This window comes from Amycolatopsis sp. NPDC003731 (genome assembly GCF_053586895.1).
The window spans coordinates 1-19,445 of sequence record NZ_JBSFNC010000160.1; the positions used below are offsets into that span (position 1 = coordinate 1).

Consider the following 19,445-nt stretch of genomic DNA (forward strand, 5'->3'; position numbering starts at 1 on the left):
GCTCGGCCCGGTTCGGCTTGGCCCGGCCTGGCCCGGCTCGGCCCGGCTCGGCCTGGCTCGGCCCGGTTCGGCTTGGCCCGGCCTGGCCCGGCTCGACCCGGCCTGGCCCGGCTCGGCCTGACCCGGCTCGGCCCGGCTCGGCCTGGCTCGGTTCGGCCCGGCTCGGCCCGGCTCGGCCCGGGGCAGGCTGAACCGACCCTCGCCGGGCGGCCAGGCGGCCGGGCCCGGCTCGGCCGGCGAGCCGCCGATCGGCACCACCACCCAGCCGGTGACCGGCCCGACCACGACCAGCCCACGAGCCGCCGCGCCCCAACAGCGCACAACACCCCCGGGCAAGCGCCCCGAAACCGCCCCCGGCCTGGCCAACCACCCCCCGAACCGACCCTCCCTGGACCGCACCCGACCCGGCGCGGCAGGATCAACCCCCGGATGTGACGTGAGCGAGGAGGAGATCGTGGCCCGGCGTGAGAAGGGCGGCTTCTGGGTGGGGTTCGCCGCCGCACTGTTCTACCCGCTCACCGGCATTGCGCGGCGGGTCTACGTCGGGGCCGAGAAGATTCCGCGGCAGGGCCCGGCTCTGCTCGTCATGAACCACATCTCGCACCTCGATCCCGCCGTCGACGCCGTCTTCGTGCACCGGCAGAAGCGGGTTCCCCGGTTCCTCTTCAAGGAGAGCCTGCTGCGCGCGCCCATCCTCGGCCCGATCGTCGCCGGGTCCGGGCAGATTCCCGTCTCGCGGGGGTCGGCCGCCGCCGGGGACAGTCTCAAGGCCGCGCACCAGGCCCTCGAAGACGGCAAGATCGTCGTCATCTACCCCGAGGGCACCATCACCAAGGACCCGGCCGGCTGGCCGAAGGAGTCCTTCACCGGCGCCGCGCGGCTCGCGCTGCAGAACGACGTCCCCATCATCCCCGTCGCCCGGTGGGGCACCAGCCAGATCTTCAACGGCTACACGAAGAAGTTCACGCCGTTCCCGCGCAAGACGATCACCCACTCCGTCGGCGACCCGATCGACCTGTCCGCCTACCGCGGCGGCAACCCCCGCAGCGCCACGAAGCTCCGCGAGGTCACCAAGGTCATGATGGACGAGGTGACCCGGCTCCTCGCCGAGATCCGGCACGAGGAACCGCCCGCCGTGAAGCCGGAAGACCCCGCCTGATGCGCGCCGACGTGCAGCGGGTCACCGTGCTCGGGGCCGGCTCGTGGGGCACCGCCTTCGCCAAGGTGCTCGGCGACGCCGGCCGGGACGTCACCGTGTGGGCGCGCCGCGAGCAGGTCGCCGAAGACATCCGGGACCGGCACACCAACAGCGCCTACCTGCCCGGCGTGACCCTGCCGGAGAACATCACGGCCACCAGCGACCCGGCGGAAGCGACGAAAAGCGCCGAAGCCGTCGTCCTGGCCGTGCCCAGCCAGAGCCTGCGGGCCAACCTGACGGCGTGGCGCGGCCTGCTGCCGAAGGACGCCATCCTGGTCAGCCTCGCCAAGGGCGTCGAGCTCGGCACGCTCAAGCGGATGAGCGAGGTGATCGGCGAGATCGTCGGGATCGAACCCGACGAGGTCGTCGTCGTCACCGGGCCGAACCTGGCCAAGGAGATCGCCGCCGGGCAGCCGTCGGCCTCCGTGCTCGCCTGCGCCGACCACGAACGCGCCGTCGCGATCCAGCGGGCCTGCGCCAACTCCTACTTCCGCCCCTACACCAACACCGACGTCGTCGGCTGCGAGCTCGGCGGCGCCTGCAAGAACGTCATCGCGCTCAGCACCGGGATGGCCGCGGGCCTCGGCCTCGGCACCAACACGATGGCGACGCTCATCACCCGCGGCCTGGCCGAGATGGCCCGGCTCGGCGCGAAACTGGGCGCCGACCCGCTGACCTTCGCGGGGCTCGCCGGGGTCGGCGACCTGGTCGCGACCTGCTCGTCGCCGCTTTCGCGCAACCGCACCTTCGGCGAACGCCTCGGCCGCGGGGAGACCCTCGAACAGGCGCAGGCGGCCGCCGGCGGCCAGGTCGCCGAGGGCGTCATGTCGTGCTCGTCGATCCGGGCGCTCGCCAGGAGCCTCGGGGTCGACATGCCGATCACCGACGCCATGCACCGCGTCTGCCACGAGGGCGTCGACCCCCGCCAGGCCGGCGCGGAGCTGCTCGGACGGTCCCAGAAACACGAATGGTCCTGATCCGTGGGACGGCTTGACCGGGAAGGACGCGGCTGCGACTCTGTTCGCATGTTCGCGTACGCCATGTCCGAGTCGCGGGGCCGCCTGAGCCTCCACTCGTGCGTGCGCGCGTGTCGCTGTTGTCGGTGAACCCAGCCCCGGCCCAGCTCGACACCCTTTTCTTCCCGTGAGGACCCTCATGTTCGCCGTTCCGGACAACACCCTGCTGCGTCCCGAAAACCCCGCGCTGCGCCACCCGGTGCGCGTCGCCCTCGAGGTCGCCGCCGACCGCGACCGCTGGCGCCACCTGCTGCGCTACGACCCCGACGAGCGCTTCGCGACGCTGGTGTCGAAGGACGAGCAGCAGGAGGTGTGGCTGATGAGCTGGCTGCCCGGCCAGCGCACCGACCTGCACGACCACGCGTTCGCCAGCGGCGCGTTCACCGTGGTCGGCGGCCACCTGACCGAAGCCGTGGCGCGCCGCGCGCCGGACGGCCGCGCGGTCACCGAGCTGCACGCGCTGTCCGCGGGGCAGTCGCGGGTCTTCGGGCCCGGGTACGTGCACGAAGTCCGCAACGACGGCCCCGACCCGGCGATCTCCGTCCACGTCTACCGCGACGCCGGCCGCGCGATGCGCCCGTACCACCTCGACCCGGTCGAGGGCCCGATCCCGGACTGATCAGTCCAGGTCGCCGCGCGCCCGGAACTCCCGCTCGATGCGGGACCGGCCGGCCCCGGACGCCAGCAGGGCGTGCAGGAGGATGCGCGACTTCCGCGCGTCGAGCCAGCCCGCCATGGTCGCGCCCATCGCGATCAGGCTCGACTCCGAGCCGTGGAAGCCGTACGTCGAGCGCAGCGTGGGGCCCGCGCCCGTCCGCGAGGCGACGACCACCGGCAGCGACGGCACCAGCCGCGCGATCACGTCGGCCAGGCCCGACGACACGTGCCCCACGCCCGTCGCCGCGACCACCACGCCGCGCACGTCCGGCTGCGCGGCGGCGTGCTCCAGAAACGCGCCCGAGTCGTCCAGACCTGCCTCGACGATCGGGACCAGGCCGCCGAAGTCGTCCCCGGACAGGGACGGCAGCCGCGGCGGTGACGGGTGGAACCAGTGCACCGCGTGCTCGACGACCATGCCCAGCGGTCCCGCCGGGGCCGAGGAGAACGCTTCCAGGTGACTCGAATGCGCCTTCCGCACCCAGCGCGCGGCGTGGACGTCGTCGTTGAGCGTGACCAGCACTCCGCGGCCACGGCTGCGCGGATCGGCCGCGACGGTCAGCGCGTTGCGCAGGTTCGCCGGGCCGTCCGGGCTGAACAGGCCGGCGTTGCGCATCGCCCCGGTGACGACCACCGGGGTCTCCGACGGCCAGTGCAGGTCCAGGAAGTACGCCGTCTCCTCCAGGGTGTCGGTGCCCTGGACCACGACGAAGCCATCGGCGTCCTGGCGCAGGCCCCATTCGCGGCAGCGCAGCAGGGTCGCGAAGTCCAGCGACGCGCTGCCGATCCCGGCCAGCGTCTCGGCCAGGACGTCCATCGGCAGGTCGCCGAGCCCGCCGAGCAGGTCGGCCGCGCCGAGCCGCGGGACGGCCCCGCCGCCGTCGCCCGCCGGGGCCATCGAGATGGTGCCGCCCAGGGAGGCGAGAGCGATCAAAGGCATGCGGCCACCCTATTCAGCCGGTCTTGACCGCCTGGAGCGTGTAGCTCGCCGCCAGCCGCGAGGGCGTGTCCCGCAGCCGCCATTCGCCGGTGCCGTCGTCGTGGACCATCTGCCCGGGCCAGGCGTTCCACGGCACGCTGTCGTGCTCGGTGAACGCCGTCAGCGCCAGGCCGTGGTCCAGCAGGGCCGTGATGATCTCGCCCAGCGAGTGGTTCCACGAGTGGGTCAGGCCGTGCTCGAGCGGCCGGTCGACGGCGACGTAGGTCTCGGGGTCGTCGAAGACCAGCGGCTCGGCGTGCTCGAAGTACGGGTACCGCAGCACCGCCGGGTTCGCGGCCTCGTCGTGCGCCCACAGCATGGGGTGCCCTTCGCGGATGAACAGCCGCCCGCCCGGCCGCAGCAGCCCGGCGACCACCGCCGCCCAGCGCGCCGCCGACGGCAGCCAGCACAGCGCGCCGATCCCGGTGTAGACGAGGTCGAACCGGCCGGCGCCCAGCACGTCGACGGCGTCGTACACGTTGGCCTCGTGGAAGTCGACCGCCGCACCGGCCGCCTCGGCGAGCCGGCGCGCTTCGGCCAGCGCCGCGCCCGAGAAGTCCAGGCCCGTCATGGCCGCGCCCAGGCGGGACAAGGAAATCGTGTCCGTGCCGATGTGGCACTGCAGGTGGACCGCGCGCAACCCGGTGAGCTCGCCCAGGCGCGGGCGGTCGAACCGCACGACACCGCTCAGGTACGCGGGATCCCCGGCGAACCGGGCGAAGCCGTAGTCCGGCGACGCCGCATGCAGGACCGCGCGCTCGTCCCAGTTGGCCTTGTTGACCGCGAACGAATCCGTCACGACGTCGCCGCGCGCTCGGCGGCGCTGCGCAGCACGCAGAACTCGTTGCCCTCCGGGTCGGCCAGCACCGCCCAGCCCGTGCCGTCCGCGTTGCGGCGGTCGTCGGACATCGTCGCGCCGAGACCGAGGAGCCGCGCGACCTCCTCGTCGCGCGGGATGTCCGGCTGCAGGCACAGGTGCAGGCGGTTCTTCACCGTCTTCGGTTCGGGCACGCGCAGGAACAGCAGCGTCGTGCCGTCGTTCAGCTCGAAGCCCACCTCGTCGTCACCTGGCTGGTCGGTGTCCGGGATCGGCTTTCCGGTGACCTGGCTCCAGAACCGGCACAGCGTGTACGGGTCGGCGCAGTCGACGGAGACGTTCAGCACGGACGACGGCATGGCACTCCTCGAAGTCGGATGCCGTCGAGTCTGGCCCAGCCCCGCCGGGAGGGCGAACCGATTTACGACGCCAGCGCCAGCCCCGCCGTGCGGTGCACGCGGCGGCTGTCGTCGACGATGAGGATCTCGCAGTCCGGCCGGTCGGCCGCCCAGGTGATGCCCTCCGCGCCCATCGCGAACGCCGCCGTGGCCAGCGCGTCCGCCGTCACCAGGTCGCCGGCCACCACGGTGACGCTCATCAGGCCGGTCGCCGGCGTTCCCGAACGGCCGTCGAGGATGTGGGAGCCGCGCTCGTACGCCGCCGACGTCGCGATCGCACCGTTGCGCGACTCCAGGACCGCGCACACCGCCAGGGGCTGCTCGGGGTGGCGCACCCCGACCCGCCACGGACGGCCCGGCTCCGGCTCGCCCGCCGTGACGACGTCGCCGCCGGCGTTGAGGCAGAACGTTCCCGCGCCCTCGGCCTTGAGCATGTCGGCCGCGCGCTGCACCGCCCAGCCCTTGACGACCGCGCACGGGTCGAGGCCGCGCCCGGGCAGCCGCGCGCGGAACGCCCCGCCGGAGAGCTGCTCGTAGTACGCGCAGAGCTCCAGCACCTCCAGGAGGTCGTCGCTCAGTTCCGCGGCCGTCAGCTCGCCGCGGTCGTACCGGCTGACCTCGCTGTCCTCCTTGAACGGGCTGAACCGCGCGTCGACGTCCCGGAACCACGCGAAGACGTCGTCGACCACCTCCGCGAAGTCCCCCTCGTCCCGCAGGTCGAGGGAGATCGGCAGGCCCATCACCTGTTCGACCCGGGTGGTCATCTCTTGCCCCGCGCGTCGATCGCCGCCTGCAGCGAGGTCTTGTACGACTCGCTCGTCTCGGTCGCACCGGTCACCGTGTCGATGTTCGCGCTCTGCGCCTGCATCGCCGCCTCCTGCAGCTTCGGCAGCGCGGTGACCGCCCGCCCGTGGTCCGGGGCCTGCAGCAGCGTGATCGCGGTGAGGCGGCTGCCGGAGAACGTCACCTGGACCTGCACGATCCCGTACACACTGGACTCCGCGGTGCCCTGCGTGGTCACCACCCCGCCCGCCGGGTCCGAAGTGGACGGTCCGGGCGCCTTGTTGTCCGAAGAGGACGGTGACGGCGGTGTCGCCGACGGCGCCGTGGAAAGCGGCGGTGCGGTGATCGCGGGCGGTGGCGGCTGGGCGGCGGCGGTGTTCTGCACCGGTCCGGGTTCGAACCGCCAGACCGCGATGAACCCGGCGATCGACAGCGCGACGACGAAGATGGTCTTCTTCACAACGTTCCCCTAGGCCGCGAGACTGAAGCGTTCGGCGTGGACCTGGGAGTTCGGCACGCGCAGCTCGCGCAGGCTGCGCAGCACGGCCGAAGTCATCCCCGGCGGGCCGCAGACGAACACGTCCCGCTCGTGCACGTCCGGCACCATCATGTGCAGGTTCGCCGGCCCGAGCAGCACGCCGCGCGGGCCCACCGCCTGGTCCGGCCCGGTCAGCACGTTGACGACGGCGCCGCGCGCCTTGGCCAGTTCGTTCAGTTCCGGCAGCAGCACGGCGTCGGCCTGGTTGCGGACGCGGTAGAGCACCACGACGTGGCCGTCGATGTCCTCCAGCAGCGCGCGGATCGGCGTGATCCCGACACCGCCCGCCACGAGCAGCGCGTCGGGCCGCCGCTGGTGGATCGTCGTGAACGCGCCGTACGGGCCTTCGGCGAACACGCGCGTCCCGACGGGCAGGTTGCGCAGCCCGGCGCTCGACTCGCCGAGCGCTTTCGCCGTCAGCCGCAGGGAACGGCCGTCCGGCGCGGCCGACAGCGAGAACGGATTGGCCTGCCACCAACGATCCTTGGTCAGGAACCGCCACAGGAAGAACTGCCCCGCCTTGGCCGGCAGCTTGTCCAGGTGCTTGCCGGACATGTACACCGAAACGACGTCCGGGGATTCCGAAACCACCGCCGTGACGCGCAGCTGGTGGCGCAGGTTCCGCCAGAGCGGCAGCACGACGCGCCCGGCGAGCACGGCGGCGCCGGCCCCGAGCCACAGCGTCCACCAGTACGCCTTCGCCGCTTCCGTGCCGGCGAACGACTGGCCCAGCGCGATCTGGTGGGTGAACGCGAGCAGCACCGCGGCGTAGGTGTAGAGGTGGATGAAGTGCCACGTCTCGTAGGCGAGCCGCTTGCGCGCGAACTTCGCCGAAACGGCGCCGACGACGAGGATCACGGCGAAGGCGACCAGCGCCCGCAGGATGCCTTCGAGCGTGTTGGCCATCTCGACCAGTTCGTCGACGACGCCTTTGTCCGAAACCTCCGCATAGCCCATGGTGATGAACACCAGGTGCGCCAGCAGGGTCCACAGGAGCGTGAAGCCGGTCCACCGGTGCCAGGTGGTCAGCCGGTCCATCCCGAGCCGGCGGTCCAGCCAGGGCAGCCGGGCCACCAGCAGCAGCTGGAACGCCATCGCCAGCGCGCCGTAAAGGCCGGCCAGCCTGCCGATCGTGATCAGCACGTTCTGCGAAACCCCGGCCTGCACGAACAGGACGGTGACGGCGGCCACATTGGCGCCGAGGAAGAGGAAGAGGCCGGATTTCGCGGCGATCCGGGGGCGGATCGCCGGGCGCGCGGCCTCGACGGTCTGCGTCATGGTGCTCACACGGATCCCCCTTTGATTCGGTTCACAAGGCTAGCGTCGGCACCGAGCCTGTGGGGAGGCTTTGCCCCGACTGTCGGAATACTGTCGGCGGGTCCTCCGGGCACGCCGATCGGCGTGCGCCGGGAGATGATGCAGTGGTGCAGACCCCCGATCCCGTGCGCCTGCTCGTCGTCGACGACGAGCCGCACATCGCCGACCTCGTCGCCACCGTCGCCCGGTACGAGGGCTGGCAGGCGGTCACGGCCGGGACCGGCCAGGCGGCGCTGACCCGAGCCGCGGAGTTCGGGCCGGACATCGTCGTGCTCGACCTGATGCTGCCCGACCTCGACGGCTTCACCGTGCTCGACCGCCTGCGCGCAGGCGGCAACGCGGTGCCGGTGGTCTTCCTCACGGCCAAGGACGCGACGGCCGACCGGATTGCCGGGCTCACCCGCGGGGGTGACGACTACCTGGTGAAACCGTTCTCCGTCGAGGAGCTGATGGCGCGGCTGCGGGCGGTGCTGCGGCGCAGCGCCGGCGTCGCGCACCGGCCCGAAGCGCGCGGCGCCGTGCTGAAGGTCGGCGACCTGACCCTGGACGAGGACACCCGCGAGGTCCGCCGCGGCGATCTCCTGGCCGAGCTGACGCCGACCGAGTACGAGCTGCTGCGGTACTTGATGCGCCGCTCGCCCGCGGTGCTGACGAAGGCGCAGATCCTCGACCACGTCTGGGAATACGACTTCGGCGGCCGGTCCAACGTGGTGGAACTGGTCATTTCGCACCTGCGGCGCAAGGTCGACGCGGGTGACGGCGAACCGCTGATCCACACCGTGCGCGGCGTCGGGTACGTCGTGCGGCAGGCCCACCGGTGACGCGCGCGGTCCGCCGGTGGTACGGGGCGTGGCAGCGCACCCGCCTCGGCACCCGCATCACCCTCGGCCTCGGCGCGCTCGCGCTGGTCGTGTTCGCGGCCGTCGGCGTCACCACGGTCGGGATCATGCACGACTACCTCGATCGGCGGCTCGACGAACAGCTGTCCAAGAGCCAGAACACCCAGCTGCCGCTGCTGCGCGAAACGCACGGCTCGCCGCAGTCGGTGTACTCGTGGTACTCGGCGCTGTACCAGGTCCAGGGCGGGATCGCCGTCCCCGAACCGGGCGGACGGCTGCCCGGCGACGCCAAGCAGCTGGCGAAGATCGCCGCCGAAGCGGTGAACGGCGACGTCACCCGCACCGTCTACCTGCACGACGACGGCCCGTACCGGGTGCGCGCGTGCCCGGTGGACACCGATTCGGTGCTGCTGTCCGCCGCGCCGCAGCAGGACCTCGACGCCACGGTCCGGCAGCTGATCGCGGTCGAGGTCGGGGCGTTCGCGCTCGCGCTGGGCGTGCTGGTGGTCGTGGGACGGCTGGTGCTGCGCCGCGGCCTGCGCCCGCTGGCCGACATGGCCGGCACCGCGCACGACATCGCCTCCCACGACCTCACCGCCAACCCGGACCTGCCGGTGCGGGCGGCGGGCACCGGCGGCGGCGCCGAAGTCGAGGAGCTGCGGACGGCGTTCAACGTGATGCTGGCCCACATCGACACGTCACTGGCCGCGAAGACCGAGGCCACCGAGCGGCTGCGCCGGTTCGTCGCGGACGCCTCGCACGAGCTGCGCACGCCGCTGACGTCGATCCGCGGGTACGCCGACCTCTTCCGCTACGCGGCGGCGAACGAGCCGGCCGAGCGCGAGGCGCACCTGGCGAAGATCCGCGAGGAGACGGCGCGGATGACCGTGCTCGTCGACGACCTGCTGCTGCTGGCCCGGCTCGACGCGCGGGCGGCCGAGACGCCGTTGCGGCCCGAGCGCGTCGACCTGGCCGAGCTGGCCGGGGACGCGGCGGACGCGTTCGCCGCCGGCCGGCCCGACCACCCGCTGACCTCGGCGCTTTCGGCGGCGTTCGTGGACGCCGACCCGGTGCGGCTACGGCAGGTGCTGGACAACCTGCTGGCCAACGCGGCCGTGCACACCCCACCCGGGACGTCGGTGCACGTCTCGGTGGCGGCCTCGGGTGGTTCCGCCGTGGTGGAGGTCACCGACAGCGGGCCCGGCATCGCCCCGGCGGACCAGGAGCGGATCTTCGACCGGTTCTTCCGGGTGGACGACTCCCGCACCCGCGGCAACGGCGGCACCGGGCTCGGGCTGTCGGTGGTCCAGTCCTTGGTCACCGCGCACGGCGGCACCGTGGCGGTGTCCTCGGTGCCGGGCCGGACGACGTTCAGCGTGCGGTTGCCGCTCGCGCGGTGACGTGTTCCGGGGTGGTCCAGCCGGGGGAGAGGTCCGCGGACGGCTCGGGCGCGCCGTAGACGGTCCGCACCGGCAGGACGCCGGCCCAGGCGGTGTCGGCCTCGACGTCCTCCGGCTCGTCGTCCGGGCCCTCGGCGCGCATCTTCACCGACGCCTCGGCGAGGTCCAGCGCGAGCACGGACACCGCGGCGAACTCCTTGGCGTTGACTTCGCGCGCGTGCTCCCACGAGCCGGGCGCGAGGTGGTCGGTGAGCACCTTGAGGCCGTGCATCTTCGCTTCGGCGTCGAGGACCGGCTTGGCCTGACCGAGGATGACGGCGCTGCGGTAGTTCATCGAGTGGTTGTTGACCGAGCGCGAGTAGACGATGCCGTCGAGGAGGGTGACGGTCACGCAGACGTCGAGGCCGTGCGCGGCGGTGCGGAGGCTGGCGGCGCCGGTCGAGCCGTGCAGGTAGAGCGTGTCGCCGTCGCGGCCGTAGCCGGTGGGCAGGACCAGCGGCACCCCGTCGCGGACGATCCCGAGGTGGCAGATCAGGCCTTCGTCCAGGACGGCGTGCAGCGCGGAGCGGTCGGTGACGGCGCGGTGCTTCTTGCGGCCGAGCGTGGTGCGGGGCGTGGTCGACAACATGCGACCAGCGTCTCCCGGCATAGTGGCCTCGGAAAACGTCCACTTCTCGTACACTTGGGAAGTCCACTCTTTCGTCCGGGGAGGTTCCGTGTCCGACACCGCGCTCCCGGTCAGCCTCGACCGTTCGGCGGTGACGCCGCTGGCCGTGCAATTGGCGGACGCGTTGCGCGAAGCGGCGGCGAGCGGCCACCTGCGCGGCGGCGACCGCCTGCCGTCGACCCGGGCCCTGGCCGGCCGCCTCGGCGTCAGCCGCACGGTGACGTCGGCGGCGTACGAGCAGCTGCACGCCGAGGGCTGGATCGCCGGCCGGCACGGCTCCGGCACATACGTGACGACGCCGCCTTCTTCCACGGCTTCGTCGGTCCCGGTACCCGCGGTCGCGGCTCCCGAGGCGGCTTTGCCGTCGCTCCTGGACCTCGGCCCGGGCACACCGTGGGCGGCCGGGCTGGACCGAGCGGCCTGGCGCCGCGCCTGGCGGGCGGCGGCGGACCCGGAGCCCTTGGTCCGGGCGCACCGGGCGGGCCTGCCGGAGTACCGCGCGGCGGTGTCGGAGCACCTGCTGCGCCACCGGGGGTTGGCGGCGGGCTCGGTCCTGGCGACCGGCGGCACGACGGCGGCGGTGGTCGAGCTGGCGGCGGCGGTGCTGGAGCGCGGGGACGTCGTCGCCGTCGAAGAGCCGGGGTACCAGCGGGCGGTCCAGGCGTTCCTGCGGGCGGGGATGCGGGTGGTGGGAGTGCCGGTGGATTCCGAGGGGCTGCGGCCGTCCGCGATCCCTTCGGACGCCAGGGCGGTGTATTGCTCGCCGGCCCACCAGTACCCGATGGGCAGCAGGCTGAGCGCGGCCCGGCGGGTGTCGCTGGTGGAGCGGGCGCGCTCGTCCGGAATGCTGGTGATCGAGGACGACTACGACGGCGAGCTGCGGTTCGACGTGGCCCCGCTGCCGATGCTGGCCTCGCTGGCCCCGGACGTCGTGGTGCACCTGGGAACGACGTCGAAGATCCTCACCCCGACGCTGGGGGCGGGGTGGATGGTGGCGCCGGAGGCGATCACATCGGCGGTACTGGCGTACCGCGACCTGACGGGAACACGCCCGTCGCCGGCGGGGCAGCGGGTGCTGTACGAGTTCGCGCGGAACGGAGATCTGGGTCGTCACCTGCGGAAACTGCGCCGCGAGATGGCCGAGAGGCGCACGTTGCTGGCGGGGGCATTGTCGGGGGCGGGCATCCCGGTGCGGGGGGACGACGCGGGGGCCCACCTGGTGGTGCCGTTTTCGTCGGCGGCGGTGGAGGCATCGGTGATCGCTTCCGCCGAGAGGCGAGGGATCCGGCTGGACGGGCTGGCGCGGCATTTCACCGGGGAGCCTTCGGTGTTCGGAGTGGCGATCGGGTACGCGGGATGTTCGCGGGAGGCGTTGGTGGCGGCTTTGCCGACGCTGGTGGCGTTGCTGCGCTGAGACGCCCGCCGCCGGAGCCCAGCAGGAAAGACGTCACTGGCCGGAACGGGACGTTGACCCCGGACTTGCACCCCGCCCAGACCTGCCCGGCCACCCCGATCCGAAGCCAGCACGCGGACGGTGGTGCCGGGTCAAGGCACGCTTTCCCGCCTTGACGCGGTACCACCGGCCGTAGTGACAATCGCGGCTTCGGGGTGGTGGGCACCCGAGCTGCTCGTCGCCCAAAGCGACCCGAAACCGCCCAACTCAGCCGCACCTCCGGCAGAAACCCAACCGGCAGACCCACAGCAGCAGCGACCGACTTCGCCGAAGCCTCACTGGGGGAGGCCGAGCGGGGGAGGCCGAGCGGGGAGGAGCGGGGAAGGCCAAGCGGGGGAGCCGGGCGCGGGAGGAGCGGGGGAGGCCGGGCGGGGGAGCCTCACCTGGTGAGGTCGAGCGGGGGCGAGCAGGGAAGGTCGGGCGGGGGAGGTCAAGCAGACCCACCGACCCTTCGATGCACAAGACGTGCCACCCCCGTCACCGGTTGCGTTCACCGCCCACCACGCCCCACCCACCGCACCGGGCTCGGCTGTTCCCCGAGGTCACCGGGTACGGTGGCTCACCATGAGCGAGAAGATCCGGGTCGCCGTCGTGTTCGGTGGGCGCAGCAGCGAGCACACCATCTCGTGCCTTTCCGCCGGCAGTGTCCTGGCCCACCTCGATCCCGCGCGGTTCGAGGCCGTGCCCGTCGGGATCACGCGCGAAGGCCGGTGGGTGCTCGGCACCGGCGACTCCGCCCAGCTCGCCATCCGCGGCCGGGAACTGCCCTCCGTCGACGGCGGGCAGGGGCTCGTCCTCGCCGGGGATCCGTCCAGCCAAGGGCTCGTCGCCGTGGAACCCGGCCGGGAAAGCGCACTGCTCTCGCAGGTCGACGTCGTCTTCCCGGTCCTGCACGGGGCCTTCGGCGAAGACGGCACCATCCAGGGCCTCCTCGAACTCGCCGGCATCCCCTACGTCGGGCCCGGGGTGCTCGCCAGCGCCGCCGCCATGGACAAGGAGACCGCCAAGAAACTCCTGGCCGCCGAAGGGCTTCCGGTCGGGACCTACATCGGCCTCAAGCGCGATCAGTCCACTTTGGACGACCAGGACAGGGAAACCCTCGGTCTCCCCGTCTTCGTCAAGCCGTCGCGGGCGGGCAGCTCCGTCGGGATCTCGCGCGTCGCGGACTGGACCGGGCTCGATGCCGCCGTCGAACTCGCCCGCGCGACCGATCCCAAGGTGCTCGTCGAGGCCGCCGTCGTCGGGCGCGAGGTCGAATGCGGTGTCCTCGAATTCCCCGACGGCCGCGTCGAAGCCTCGCTGCCCGCCGAGATCCGCGTGCTCTCCGAAGACGAGAACGCCTGGTACGACTTCGAAACCAAGTACCTCGGCGACGACGCCGAACTCGACATCCCCGCCAAGCTCGACGACGCCCTCACCGAGAAGCTGCGCGCGATGGCCGTCGAAGCCTTCCGGGCGTTGGACTGCCAGGGCCTCGCCCGCGTCGACTTCTTCGTCACCGAAGACCACGAGCTGATCATCAACGAGGTCAACACCATGCCGGGCTTCACGACGAAGTCCGCCTACCCGAAGATGTGGGAGGTCACCGGCATGGACTACGCCACGCTGCTGACCACCCTCGTCGAGACGGCCATCGCCCGCGGAACGGGACTGCGCTAGGAGAACCGCAGCGGCCGCGGAGCCAGCTTCGCGGCCACCGCGTCCGAAATCGCCTGCAGCGGCCCGGTCCCGGCGCTGTCCGGCACCGTCAGCGCCGCGTAGACCTCGCGGTCCACCACGTACCACGTCGACGCGCCCTCGCCCGGCACCTGCAGCCACTGGACCTTGTTCACCAGCCGCAGCTGCGCCGTCGGCGTCAGCTCCGGGGGACGGTCGAGGCCGCACCGCAACACCACGGGATCCGGGGAACCCCAGGCCACCGTGGCGGGCGGCGCCGGGGACGCCAGCGCACGGACCTTCAAAGCCGTCCCGTTCGACGTCAGCTCGGTGGGCACCGCGCCGAGCAGCGTCGTGCAGCCCGGCGAACCCGCCGCCGGCGCCGGCACGGCGACCAACGGGAGCGGGCCTTCGGAATCCGCGGGGGACGGCCGGGTCAGCGCGAACACGGCGACGGCGACCGCCAAGGCCACGGCGAGCGCGGCCGCGGTGACGAGCACCACCCGGGGCGGCGCACCGGTGTCGGAGTCAGGCACCCGACCATGACACCACTGGTCAGAGATGGACCACCGGGCAGGTCAGCGTCCGGGTGATCCCCTCCACGTTCTGCACCTTCGCGACCACGAGCTGGCCCAGCTGGTCCACGTTGTCGGCGGCCGCGCGGACGATCACGTCGTACGGTCCGGTGACATCCTCTGAGCTGGTCACACCCGGGATGCTGGAGATCTCGGCAGCCACCGCGGCCGCCTTGCCGACCTCGGTCTGGATGAGGATGTATGCGTGGACCACGGCGCGCCCTTTCGTCGGGATCGAAAGCTCAAGGTAGGAACGTCTTCAGCAACGTATCGCCAGCTCACGGAAAAACATAGGGCATCCGACTATCGGTGATCGATCTTTGTCCCGGTAGAGAAAGCAGAGGTGACCGGTGTCACCGAACGACGGAACGGTCGCCGAGACCGGCGAGTTCGCGCTCATCCGAGCCGTCACCGAAGGACGGCGCCAGCCCCCGGGCACCCTGCTCGGCCCGGGGGACGACGCCGCCGTCGTCGCGGCCCCGGACGGCCGCGTGGTCGCCAGCACCGACGTGCTCGTCCAGGGCGTCCACTTCCGCCTGGACTGGTCCACGCCCGAGCACGTCGGGCGCAAGGCCGTCGCGGTCAACCTCGCCGACATCGCCGCCATGGGCGCCACCCCGACCACCGTCCTGGTCGGACTCGCCTGCCCGCCCGAGACACCCAGCGACGTCGTGAAGGGGCTCACCGACGGCATGTGGGCCGAAGCCGAACGCGCCGGGATCGGCGTCTCCGGCGGCGACATGGTCCGCGCCGACCAGCTCGTGATCAGCGTCACGGCGCTGGGCGACCTCGGCGACCGCGAGCCGGTGACGCGCTCCGGGGCCCGGCCCGGCGACGTCGTCGCGGTCAACGGGCGGCTCGGCTGGGCGGCGGCCGGCCTGGCCGTGCTCGGCCGCGGCTTCCGGTCCCCGGTCGGCGTCGTCAACGCCCAGCGCTGCCCGGAACCGCCCTACGAGGCCGGGCCGCGGGCCGCGCTCGCCGGGGCCACGGCGATGATCGACGTCTCCGACGGTCTGCTCGCCGACCTGGGCCACCTCGGCGAGGCCTCCGGGGTCGGCATCGACGTGCGCACCGCCGACCTCGACGTCCCCGCCCGGCTCACCGAGGTCGGCGCCGCCCTCGGCGCGGACCCCCTGGACTGGGTGCTCACCGGCGGCGAGGACCACGCGCTGGCGGCCACTTTCCCGCCGTTCACCGAGCTCCCGGACGGCTGGCGCACGATCGGCGTCGTCACCATGGCCGGCTCCGGGATCACCGTCGACGGGAAACCGTTTTCGCGAGAAGGCGGATGGACGCACTGGCGCTGATCTAGGCTCCGGAAGCGTGAGAATCGTTCCAGTCCCCTACGACCACCCCGACGCGGCCAAGCTCATGGCCGCGGTGCAGCAGGTCTACGTCGAGCGCTACGGCAGCGAGGACGCCACGCCGATGAGCCCCGCGGACTTCGACCCGCCGGAAGGCCTGTTCCTCGTCGGCTACCAGGGCGCGGAGGCGGTCGCCTGCGGGGCGTGGCGCGCCCACGACGGCCCCGCGCCCGACTTCCGCGACGGCGACGCCGAGTTCAAGCGCATGTACGTCGCCGATTCCGCCCGCGGCCGCGGGTTCGCGCGGATGATCCTGTCCGAGCTGGAACGCACGGCGGCGCTGTGCGGCCGCAAGCGCGCGGTCCTGGAAACCGGCACCAAGCAGCCGGAGGCCATCGCGCTCTACACGTCGTCGGGCTACGCCGAGATCCCGAACTTCGGCGTCTACAAGAACGAGCCGGAAAGCCGCTGCTTCGGCAAGGACCTCACCTCGGCGTGAGCTTCAACAGGGCCGCCGCGTGCGGCCGCAGGGTGGCCGCGACGTCCGTGCCGACGTCCTGGTGGGCCCACAGGTCGCGGACGGTCCACGACCCCGGGATCGACGCGGAGACGGTCGCGGTGGTGCTGCCGGTGTTGAGCAGCACCACCGCGAAACCGCCGTCGCTCAACGGTTTCCCCCACACCTGCCGGCCGGGACCCGCGGCGAGCCGACGTCCCTGGCTGCCGGCGAAGTCCTGGTCGACGCCGATCGCCTCGGCGTTGCCCAGCGTCGCGAGGTCGGTGTCGCTCAGCTTCGCCGGGTCGGTGCCGGCGAACAGCGGCGCGTTCAGCACGGCCCAGACGCTGAAGTGCGCGCGGGATTCGTCGGCGGTCAGCGTGCCGTTGCCGACCTGGAGCATGTCCGGGTCGTTCCAGCCGCCGGGGGAGCCGCTGTGCGCGGCGACCCCGGCCTGCTGGTCGATCGTCGCGAGCACCGAGTCCCAGGTCGGGACCAGGTCGTCGGTGGTGCGCCAGAGGTTCGCCACCGGCCGCGCCCAGGTCCAGGGGCTGGAGACGCCGTACTCGGAGATCGCGTAGACGATCGGGCGCGGCAGCGCGGCCAGTTCGTCGCGCATCTTCTCAAACGCGGCCTTCCGGTCGAGGCCGTCGACGGTGTCGGCGTTGCACCAGTCGTACTTGAGGTAGTCGACGCCCCAGCGGTCGAACGTCTCGGCGTCCTGGCGTTCGTGGCCGAGCGAGCCGATGCCGGAGGCCGGGTAGGCGTCGTTCGCCATCGCGCAGGTCCGGCTGCCGGGCACGGCGTAGATGCCGAACAACAGGCCGCGCGAGTGCACGTAGTCGGCGAGCTCGGCGATGCCGTGCGGGAACCGCTTCGGATCCGGCTGCAGCGAGCCGTCGGCGGCCCGGGCAGGTGCCTGCCAGCAGTCGTCGACGACGACGTACTCGTAACCCGCGTCCCGCAGGCCGGTGTCCGCCAGCGCGTCGGCGGCCCGCTTCACGACGTTCTCGGTGAGGTCGTAGCAGCGGACCTGGTTCCAGCTGTTCCAGCCCATCGGCGGCGTGCCGGCCAGGCCGTTCGCCAGGGCCGGCGTGGCGACGGGCAGGCTGAGCAGCCACGTCAGCACGACGAGGAGGAGCACGAGCGGGCTGGTTTTCGGCTTGGCGGCGATGGCGTGATCCAATCGCAGAACACGTGAAACCGCAGTCACCCGGAGGCGGCATGCCGATCTACGCACTCGGATCCCTCGAGCCGACGATCCACCCCGACGCCTACGTCCACCCGGACGCGACGGTCATCGGCGACGTCCGGATCGGCGCGCTCGCGTCCGTCTGGCCGCAGACCGTGCTGCGCGGAGACCACGGCTACATCGAGATCGGCGAGCGCTCGAACGTCCAGGACGGCTGCGTCGTGCACTGCACCGAGCGGCACCCGACGATCCTCGGGCCGTCGTCGGCGGTCGGCCACGCGGTGCACATCGAGGGCGCGACGATCGGCACCGGCTGCCTCATCGCGTCCGGGTCGGTGGTGCTGAACGGCTCGGTCATCGAGGACGGCGGCATGGTCGGCGCGGGCGCGGTGCTGTCCTACGGCTCCCACGTCAAGACCGGCGAGATCGCCCTCGGCGTCCCGGGCAAGACGCGGGAGAACAAGTCGTTCAGCGCGGAGAACATCGCCCTCGTCGTCGAGTCCTACGTCGAGCGCGGCCGCCGGTTCAAGGCGGAACTGAGGCGGCTCGACCCGCTCGGGTGACGCCGGCCATGCCCGGTAGGCTTGCGCGCCGTGACCGCACGACCGCTGCAGGACATCGTCGAGGCAGGCTGGGCGAAGGCCCTCGAACCGGTGGCGCCGCAGGTCGCCGCGATGGGGGAGTTCCTCCGCGCGGAGATCGCCGCGGGCCGCACCTACCTGCCGGCGGGTGAACACGTGCTGCGGGCGTTCAAGCAGCCGTTCCACGACGTCCGCGTGCTGATCGTCGGCCAGGACCCGTACCCGACACCGGGCCACGCGGTCGGCCTGAGCTTCTCGGTGGCGCCCGACGTCCGGCCGATCCCGAAGAGCCTGATCAACATCTACAAGGAGTACACCGAGGACCTCGGCCACCCGTTGCCCTCGAACGGCGACCTGACGCCGTGGGCCGAGCAGGGCGTGCTGCTGCTCAACCGGTCGCTGACCGTGCAGCCGGGGAAGTCGAACTCGCACCAGGGCAAGGGGTGGGAAGCGGTCACCGAGCAGGCGATCAAGGCCCTCGCGGCCCGGTCCGAGCCGATGGTGGCGATCCTCTGGGGCCGCAACGCCCGCAACCTGCGCCCGATGCTGGGTGACGTCCCGTGCATCGAGTCCGCGCACCCGAGCCCGCTCTCGGCGCACAACGGCTTCTTCGGGTCCCGGCCGTTCAGCCGGGCCAACCAGCTGCTGGAGCAGCAGGGCGCGGCGCCGGTCGACTGGAAACTCCCGTAGGTTCGGTGTCCGGATCGGGGTGGCGGCTCCGACCGAGGGGAAACGCACCCTTCCCGGAGGAAACCATGAACGTCACCTCGGCCGACGGCACGTCCATCTTCTTCGAGCAGCGCGGCGACGGCCCGCCGGTGATCCTCGTCGGTGGCGCCTTCAACGACCGGACGACCACGGTGGGCCTGGCCGACGTGCTGGCCGGGGACTTCACGACGATCGGCTACGACCGGCGCGGCCGCGGCGACTCCGGAGACGCGCCCGAGTACGCGATGGAACGCGAGATCGAGGACATCGCGGCGCTGATCGCCCACGTGGGCGGGACTGCGTCGGTGTTCGGCCACTCGTCGGGCGCGATCCTGGCCCTGGAGGCGGCCGCGGCGGGCATCGGCATCGATCGCCTGGTGGCGTACGAGCCGCCGTACGCGACCGACGAGCACCCGCGGGCCGACATCGTGGCGGAGGTCCGGGCGCAGCTGGCGGCGGGCGACCGGGACGCCGCGGCGGCGACGTTCCTGCAGGTCGCGGGCACTCCGGCGGAGATGATCGAGGGGATGAAGCAGGCCCCGGTGTGGGGCTGGTTCACCGCGCTGGCGCACACGCTGCCGTACGACCTGACGATCTGCGGCCCGGACGCCCGCCCGCGGGCCTCCCTGGCCCGCATCGCGATCCCGGCCTTGGTGATCGGCGGCGGCGCGAGCGACGACGCCCTCCGGTCCGGCGCCCGCGCGGCGGCCGCGGCGGTGCCGGGCGCTCGTCACGAGGTCCTGGAGGGCCAGGACCACGGCGTGCTGCAGTACCCGGAAACCCTCCGTCCCCTCCTGCTGGATTTCCTCAAGTGAGCTGAAGCGGCGGCCAGGAAGGTCGCGAATGACTCATTCGGGACCTCCGACGTCCC

Annotated in this window: 22 protein-coding genes; 12 read left to right on the forward strand and 10 right to left on the reverse strand. The window is 72.5% G+C overall.

Annotated features, from left to right (window positions below; all coding sequences use genetic code 11):
• Nucleotides 1–454 precede the first annotated feature (454 nt).
• The 3 genes from ACWDN5_RS39700 (at nucleotide 455) to ACWDN5_RS39710 (ending at nucleotide 2,833) form a co-directional block, all read left to right on the forward strand.
• Entirely contained in the window at nucleotides 455–1,159 is a 705-nt protein-coding gene (locus ACWDN5_RS39700; RefSeq protein ID WP_310974770.1) for a lysophospholipid acyltransferase family protein, read from the forward strand.
• Entirely contained in the window at nucleotides 1,159–2,175 is a 1,017-nt protein-coding gene (locus tag ACWDN5_RS39705) for an NAD(P)H-dependent glycerol-3-phosphate dehydrogenase (protein ID WP_449679904.1), read from the forward strand. The genes ACWDN5_RS39700 and ACWDN5_RS39705 overlap by 1 nt, the downstream gene beginning before the upstream one ends.
• 178 nt (nucleotides 2,176–2,353) lie before the next feature.
• Nucleotides 2,354–2,833: a cysteine dioxygenase gene (locus ACWDN5_RS39710; protein ID WP_310974639.1), complete on the forward strand. Its 480-nt coding sequence runs from the start codon at nucleotides 2,354–2,356 to the stop codon at nucleotides 2,831–2,833.
• Here ACWDN5_RS39710 and ACWDN5_RS39715 read toward each other — a convergent pair whose 3' ends face one another.
• From ACWDN5_RS39715 to ACWDN5_RS39740, 6 genes are all read right to left on the reverse strand, one after another.
• Nucleotides 2,834–3,811: an asparaginase gene (locus ACWDN5_RS39715; protein WP_449679905.1), complete on the reverse strand. Its 978-nt coding sequence runs from the start codon at nucleotides 3,809–3,811 to the stop codon at nucleotides 2,834–2,836.
• Between the two features lie 13 nt (nucleotides 3,812–3,824).
• Entirely contained in the window at nucleotides 3,825–4,649 is an 825-nt protein-coding gene (locus ACWDN5_RS39720) for a class I SAM-dependent methyltransferase (RefSeq protein ID WP_449679906.1), read from the reverse strand.
• The gene (locus tag ACWDN5_RS39725; RefSeq protein WP_449679907.1) at nucleotides 4,646–5,026 is read right to left on the reverse strand and encodes a VOC family protein; all 381 of its coding nucleotides are present in this window, start codon (nucleotides 5,024–5,026) and stop codon (nucleotides 4,646–4,648) included. Before ACWDN5_RS39725 ends, ACWDN5_RS39720 begins: the two co-directional genes overlap by 4 nt.
• A gap of 62 nt (nucleotides 5,027–5,088) precedes the next feature.
• Nucleotides 5,089–5,829, reverse strand: a complete 741-nt coding sequence (locus ACWDN5_RS39730) for an FAD:protein FMN transferase (RefSeq protein WP_310974635.1) — start codon at nucleotides 5,827–5,829, stop codon at nucleotides 5,089–5,091.
• Nucleotides 5,826–6,308: an FMN-binding protein gene (locus ACWDN5_RS39735; RefSeq protein WP_449679908.1), complete on the reverse strand. Its 483-nt coding sequence runs from the start codon at nucleotides 6,306–6,308 to the stop codon at nucleotides 5,826–5,828. The genes ACWDN5_RS39730 and ACWDN5_RS39735 overlap by 4 nt, the downstream gene beginning before the upstream one ends.
• A gap of 9 nt (nucleotides 6,309–6,317) precedes the next feature.
• On the reverse strand, nucleotides 6,318–7,664 hold the full coding sequence (locus ACWDN5_RS39740; protein WP_310974769.1) for a ferredoxin reductase family protein: 1,347 nt from the start codon (nucleotides 7,662–7,664) through the stop codon (nucleotides 6,318–6,320).
• Nucleotides 7,665–7,810: 146 nt separating this feature from the next.
• Here ACWDN5_RS39740 and ACWDN5_RS39745 point away from each other — a divergent pair, with 146 nt between their 5' ends.
• Nucleotides 7,811–8,524, forward strand: a complete 714-nt coding sequence (locus ACWDN5_RS39745) for a response regulator transcription factor (protein WP_310974633.1) — start codon at nucleotides 7,811–7,813, stop codon at nucleotides 8,522–8,524.
• Nucleotides 8,521–9,942 (forward strand): sensor histidine kinase, encoded by a 1,422-nt coding sequence (locus ACWDN5_RS39750; protein ID WP_310974632.1) that lies wholly within the window; start codon nucleotides 8,521–8,523, stop codon nucleotides 9,940–9,942. Before ACWDN5_RS39745 ends, ACWDN5_RS39750 begins: the two co-directional genes overlap by 4 nt.
• On the opposite strand, the gene ACWDN5_RS39755 is transcribed toward ACWDN5_RS39750, so the two are convergent.
• Nucleotides 9,914–10,570: a pyridoxamine 5'-phosphate oxidase family protein gene (locus ACWDN5_RS39755; RefSeq protein WP_449679909.1), complete on the reverse strand. Its 657-nt coding sequence runs from the start codon at nucleotides 10,568–10,570 to the stop codon at nucleotides 9,914–9,916. The two genes, ACWDN5_RS39750 and ACWDN5_RS39755, sit on opposite strands and share 29 nt — an antisense overlap.
• An 88-nt stretch (nucleotides 10,571–10,658) precedes the next feature.
• On the opposite strand from ACWDN5_RS39755, the gene pdxR reads away from it, so the two are divergent.
• Nucleotides 10,659–12,023, forward strand: coding sequence for a MocR-like pyridoxine biosynthesis transcription factor PdxR (gene pdxR, locus ACWDN5_RS39760; protein ID WP_310974630.1), 1,365 nt, complete (start codon nucleotides 10,659–10,661; stop codon nucleotides 12,021–12,023).
• Between the two features lie 603 nt (nucleotides 12,024–12,626).
• On the forward strand, nucleotides 12,627–13,721 hold the full coding sequence (locus ACWDN5_RS39765) for a D-alanine--D-alanine ligase family protein (protein WP_449679910.1): 1,095 nt from the start codon (nucleotides 12,627–12,629) through the stop codon (nucleotides 13,719–13,721).
• Here ACWDN5_RS39765 and ACWDN5_RS39770 read toward each other — a convergent pair.
• Nucleotides 13,718–14,254, reverse strand: a complete 537-nt coding sequence (locus tag ACWDN5_RS39770) for a DUF3515 domain-containing protein (RefSeq protein ID WP_310974628.1) — start codon at nucleotides 14,252–14,254, stop codon at nucleotides 13,718–13,720. The genes ACWDN5_RS39765 and ACWDN5_RS39770 overlap by 4 nt on opposite strands.
• A gap of 19 nt (nucleotides 14,255–14,273) precedes the next feature.
• Complete coding sequence (locus tag ACWDN5_RS39775; protein WP_003091994.1) at nucleotides 14,274–14,507, reverse strand: Lrp/AsnC family transcriptional regulator; 234 nt, start codon at nucleotides 14,505–14,507, stop codon at nucleotides 14,274–14,276.
• A 136-nt stretch (nucleotides 14,508–14,643) separates the two neighbouring features.
• Between ACWDN5_RS39775 and ACWDN5_RS39780 the strand changes: the two genes are divergently transcribed.
• A complete protein-coding gene (locus ACWDN5_RS39780; protein ID WP_310974627.1) occupies nucleotides 14,644–15,600 on the forward strand; it encodes a thiamine-phosphate kinase in 957 nt (318 codons plus the stop codon).
• 16 nt (nucleotides 15,601–15,616) lie between these two features.
• Complete coding sequence (locus tag ACWDN5_RS39785; RefSeq protein ID WP_310974626.1) at nucleotides 15,617–16,096, forward strand: GNAT family N-acetyltransferase; 480 nt, start codon at nucleotides 15,617–15,619, stop codon at nucleotides 16,094–16,096.
• Here ACWDN5_RS39785 and ACWDN5_RS39790 read toward each other — a convergent pair.
• The gene (locus tag ACWDN5_RS39790; protein WP_449679911.1) at nucleotides 16,083–17,279 is read right to left on the reverse strand and encodes a glycoside hydrolase family 27 protein; all 1,197 of its coding nucleotides are present in this window, start codon (nucleotides 17,277–17,279) and stop codon (nucleotides 16,083–16,085) included. The two genes, ACWDN5_RS39785 and ACWDN5_RS39790, sit on opposite strands and share 14 nt — an antisense overlap.
• Before the next feature lie 38 nt (nucleotides 17,280–17,317).
• Here ACWDN5_RS39790 and ACWDN5_RS39795 point away from each other — a divergent pair, with 38 nt between their 5' ends.
• The 3 genes from ACWDN5_RS39795 (at nucleotide 17,318) to ACWDN5_RS39805 (ending at nucleotide 19,389) form a co-directional block, all read left to right on the forward strand.
• A complete protein-coding gene (locus ACWDN5_RS39795) occupies nucleotides 17,318–17,848 on the forward strand; it encodes a gamma carbonic anhydrase family protein (RefSeq protein ID WP_310974624.1) in 531 nt (176 codons plus the stop codon).
• Between the two features lie 30 nt (nucleotides 17,849–17,878).
• Entirely contained in the window at nucleotides 17,879–18,556 is a 678-nt protein-coding gene (locus ACWDN5_RS39800) for a uracil-DNA glycosylase (protein ID WP_310974623.1), read from the forward strand.
• A 65-nt stretch (nucleotides 18,557–18,621) separates the two neighbouring features.
• Entirely contained in the window at nucleotides 18,622–19,389 is a 768-nt protein-coding gene (locus tag ACWDN5_RS39805) for an alpha/beta fold hydrolase (protein WP_449679912.1), read from the forward strand.
• Nucleotides 19,390–19,445: the final 56 nt, after the last annotated feature.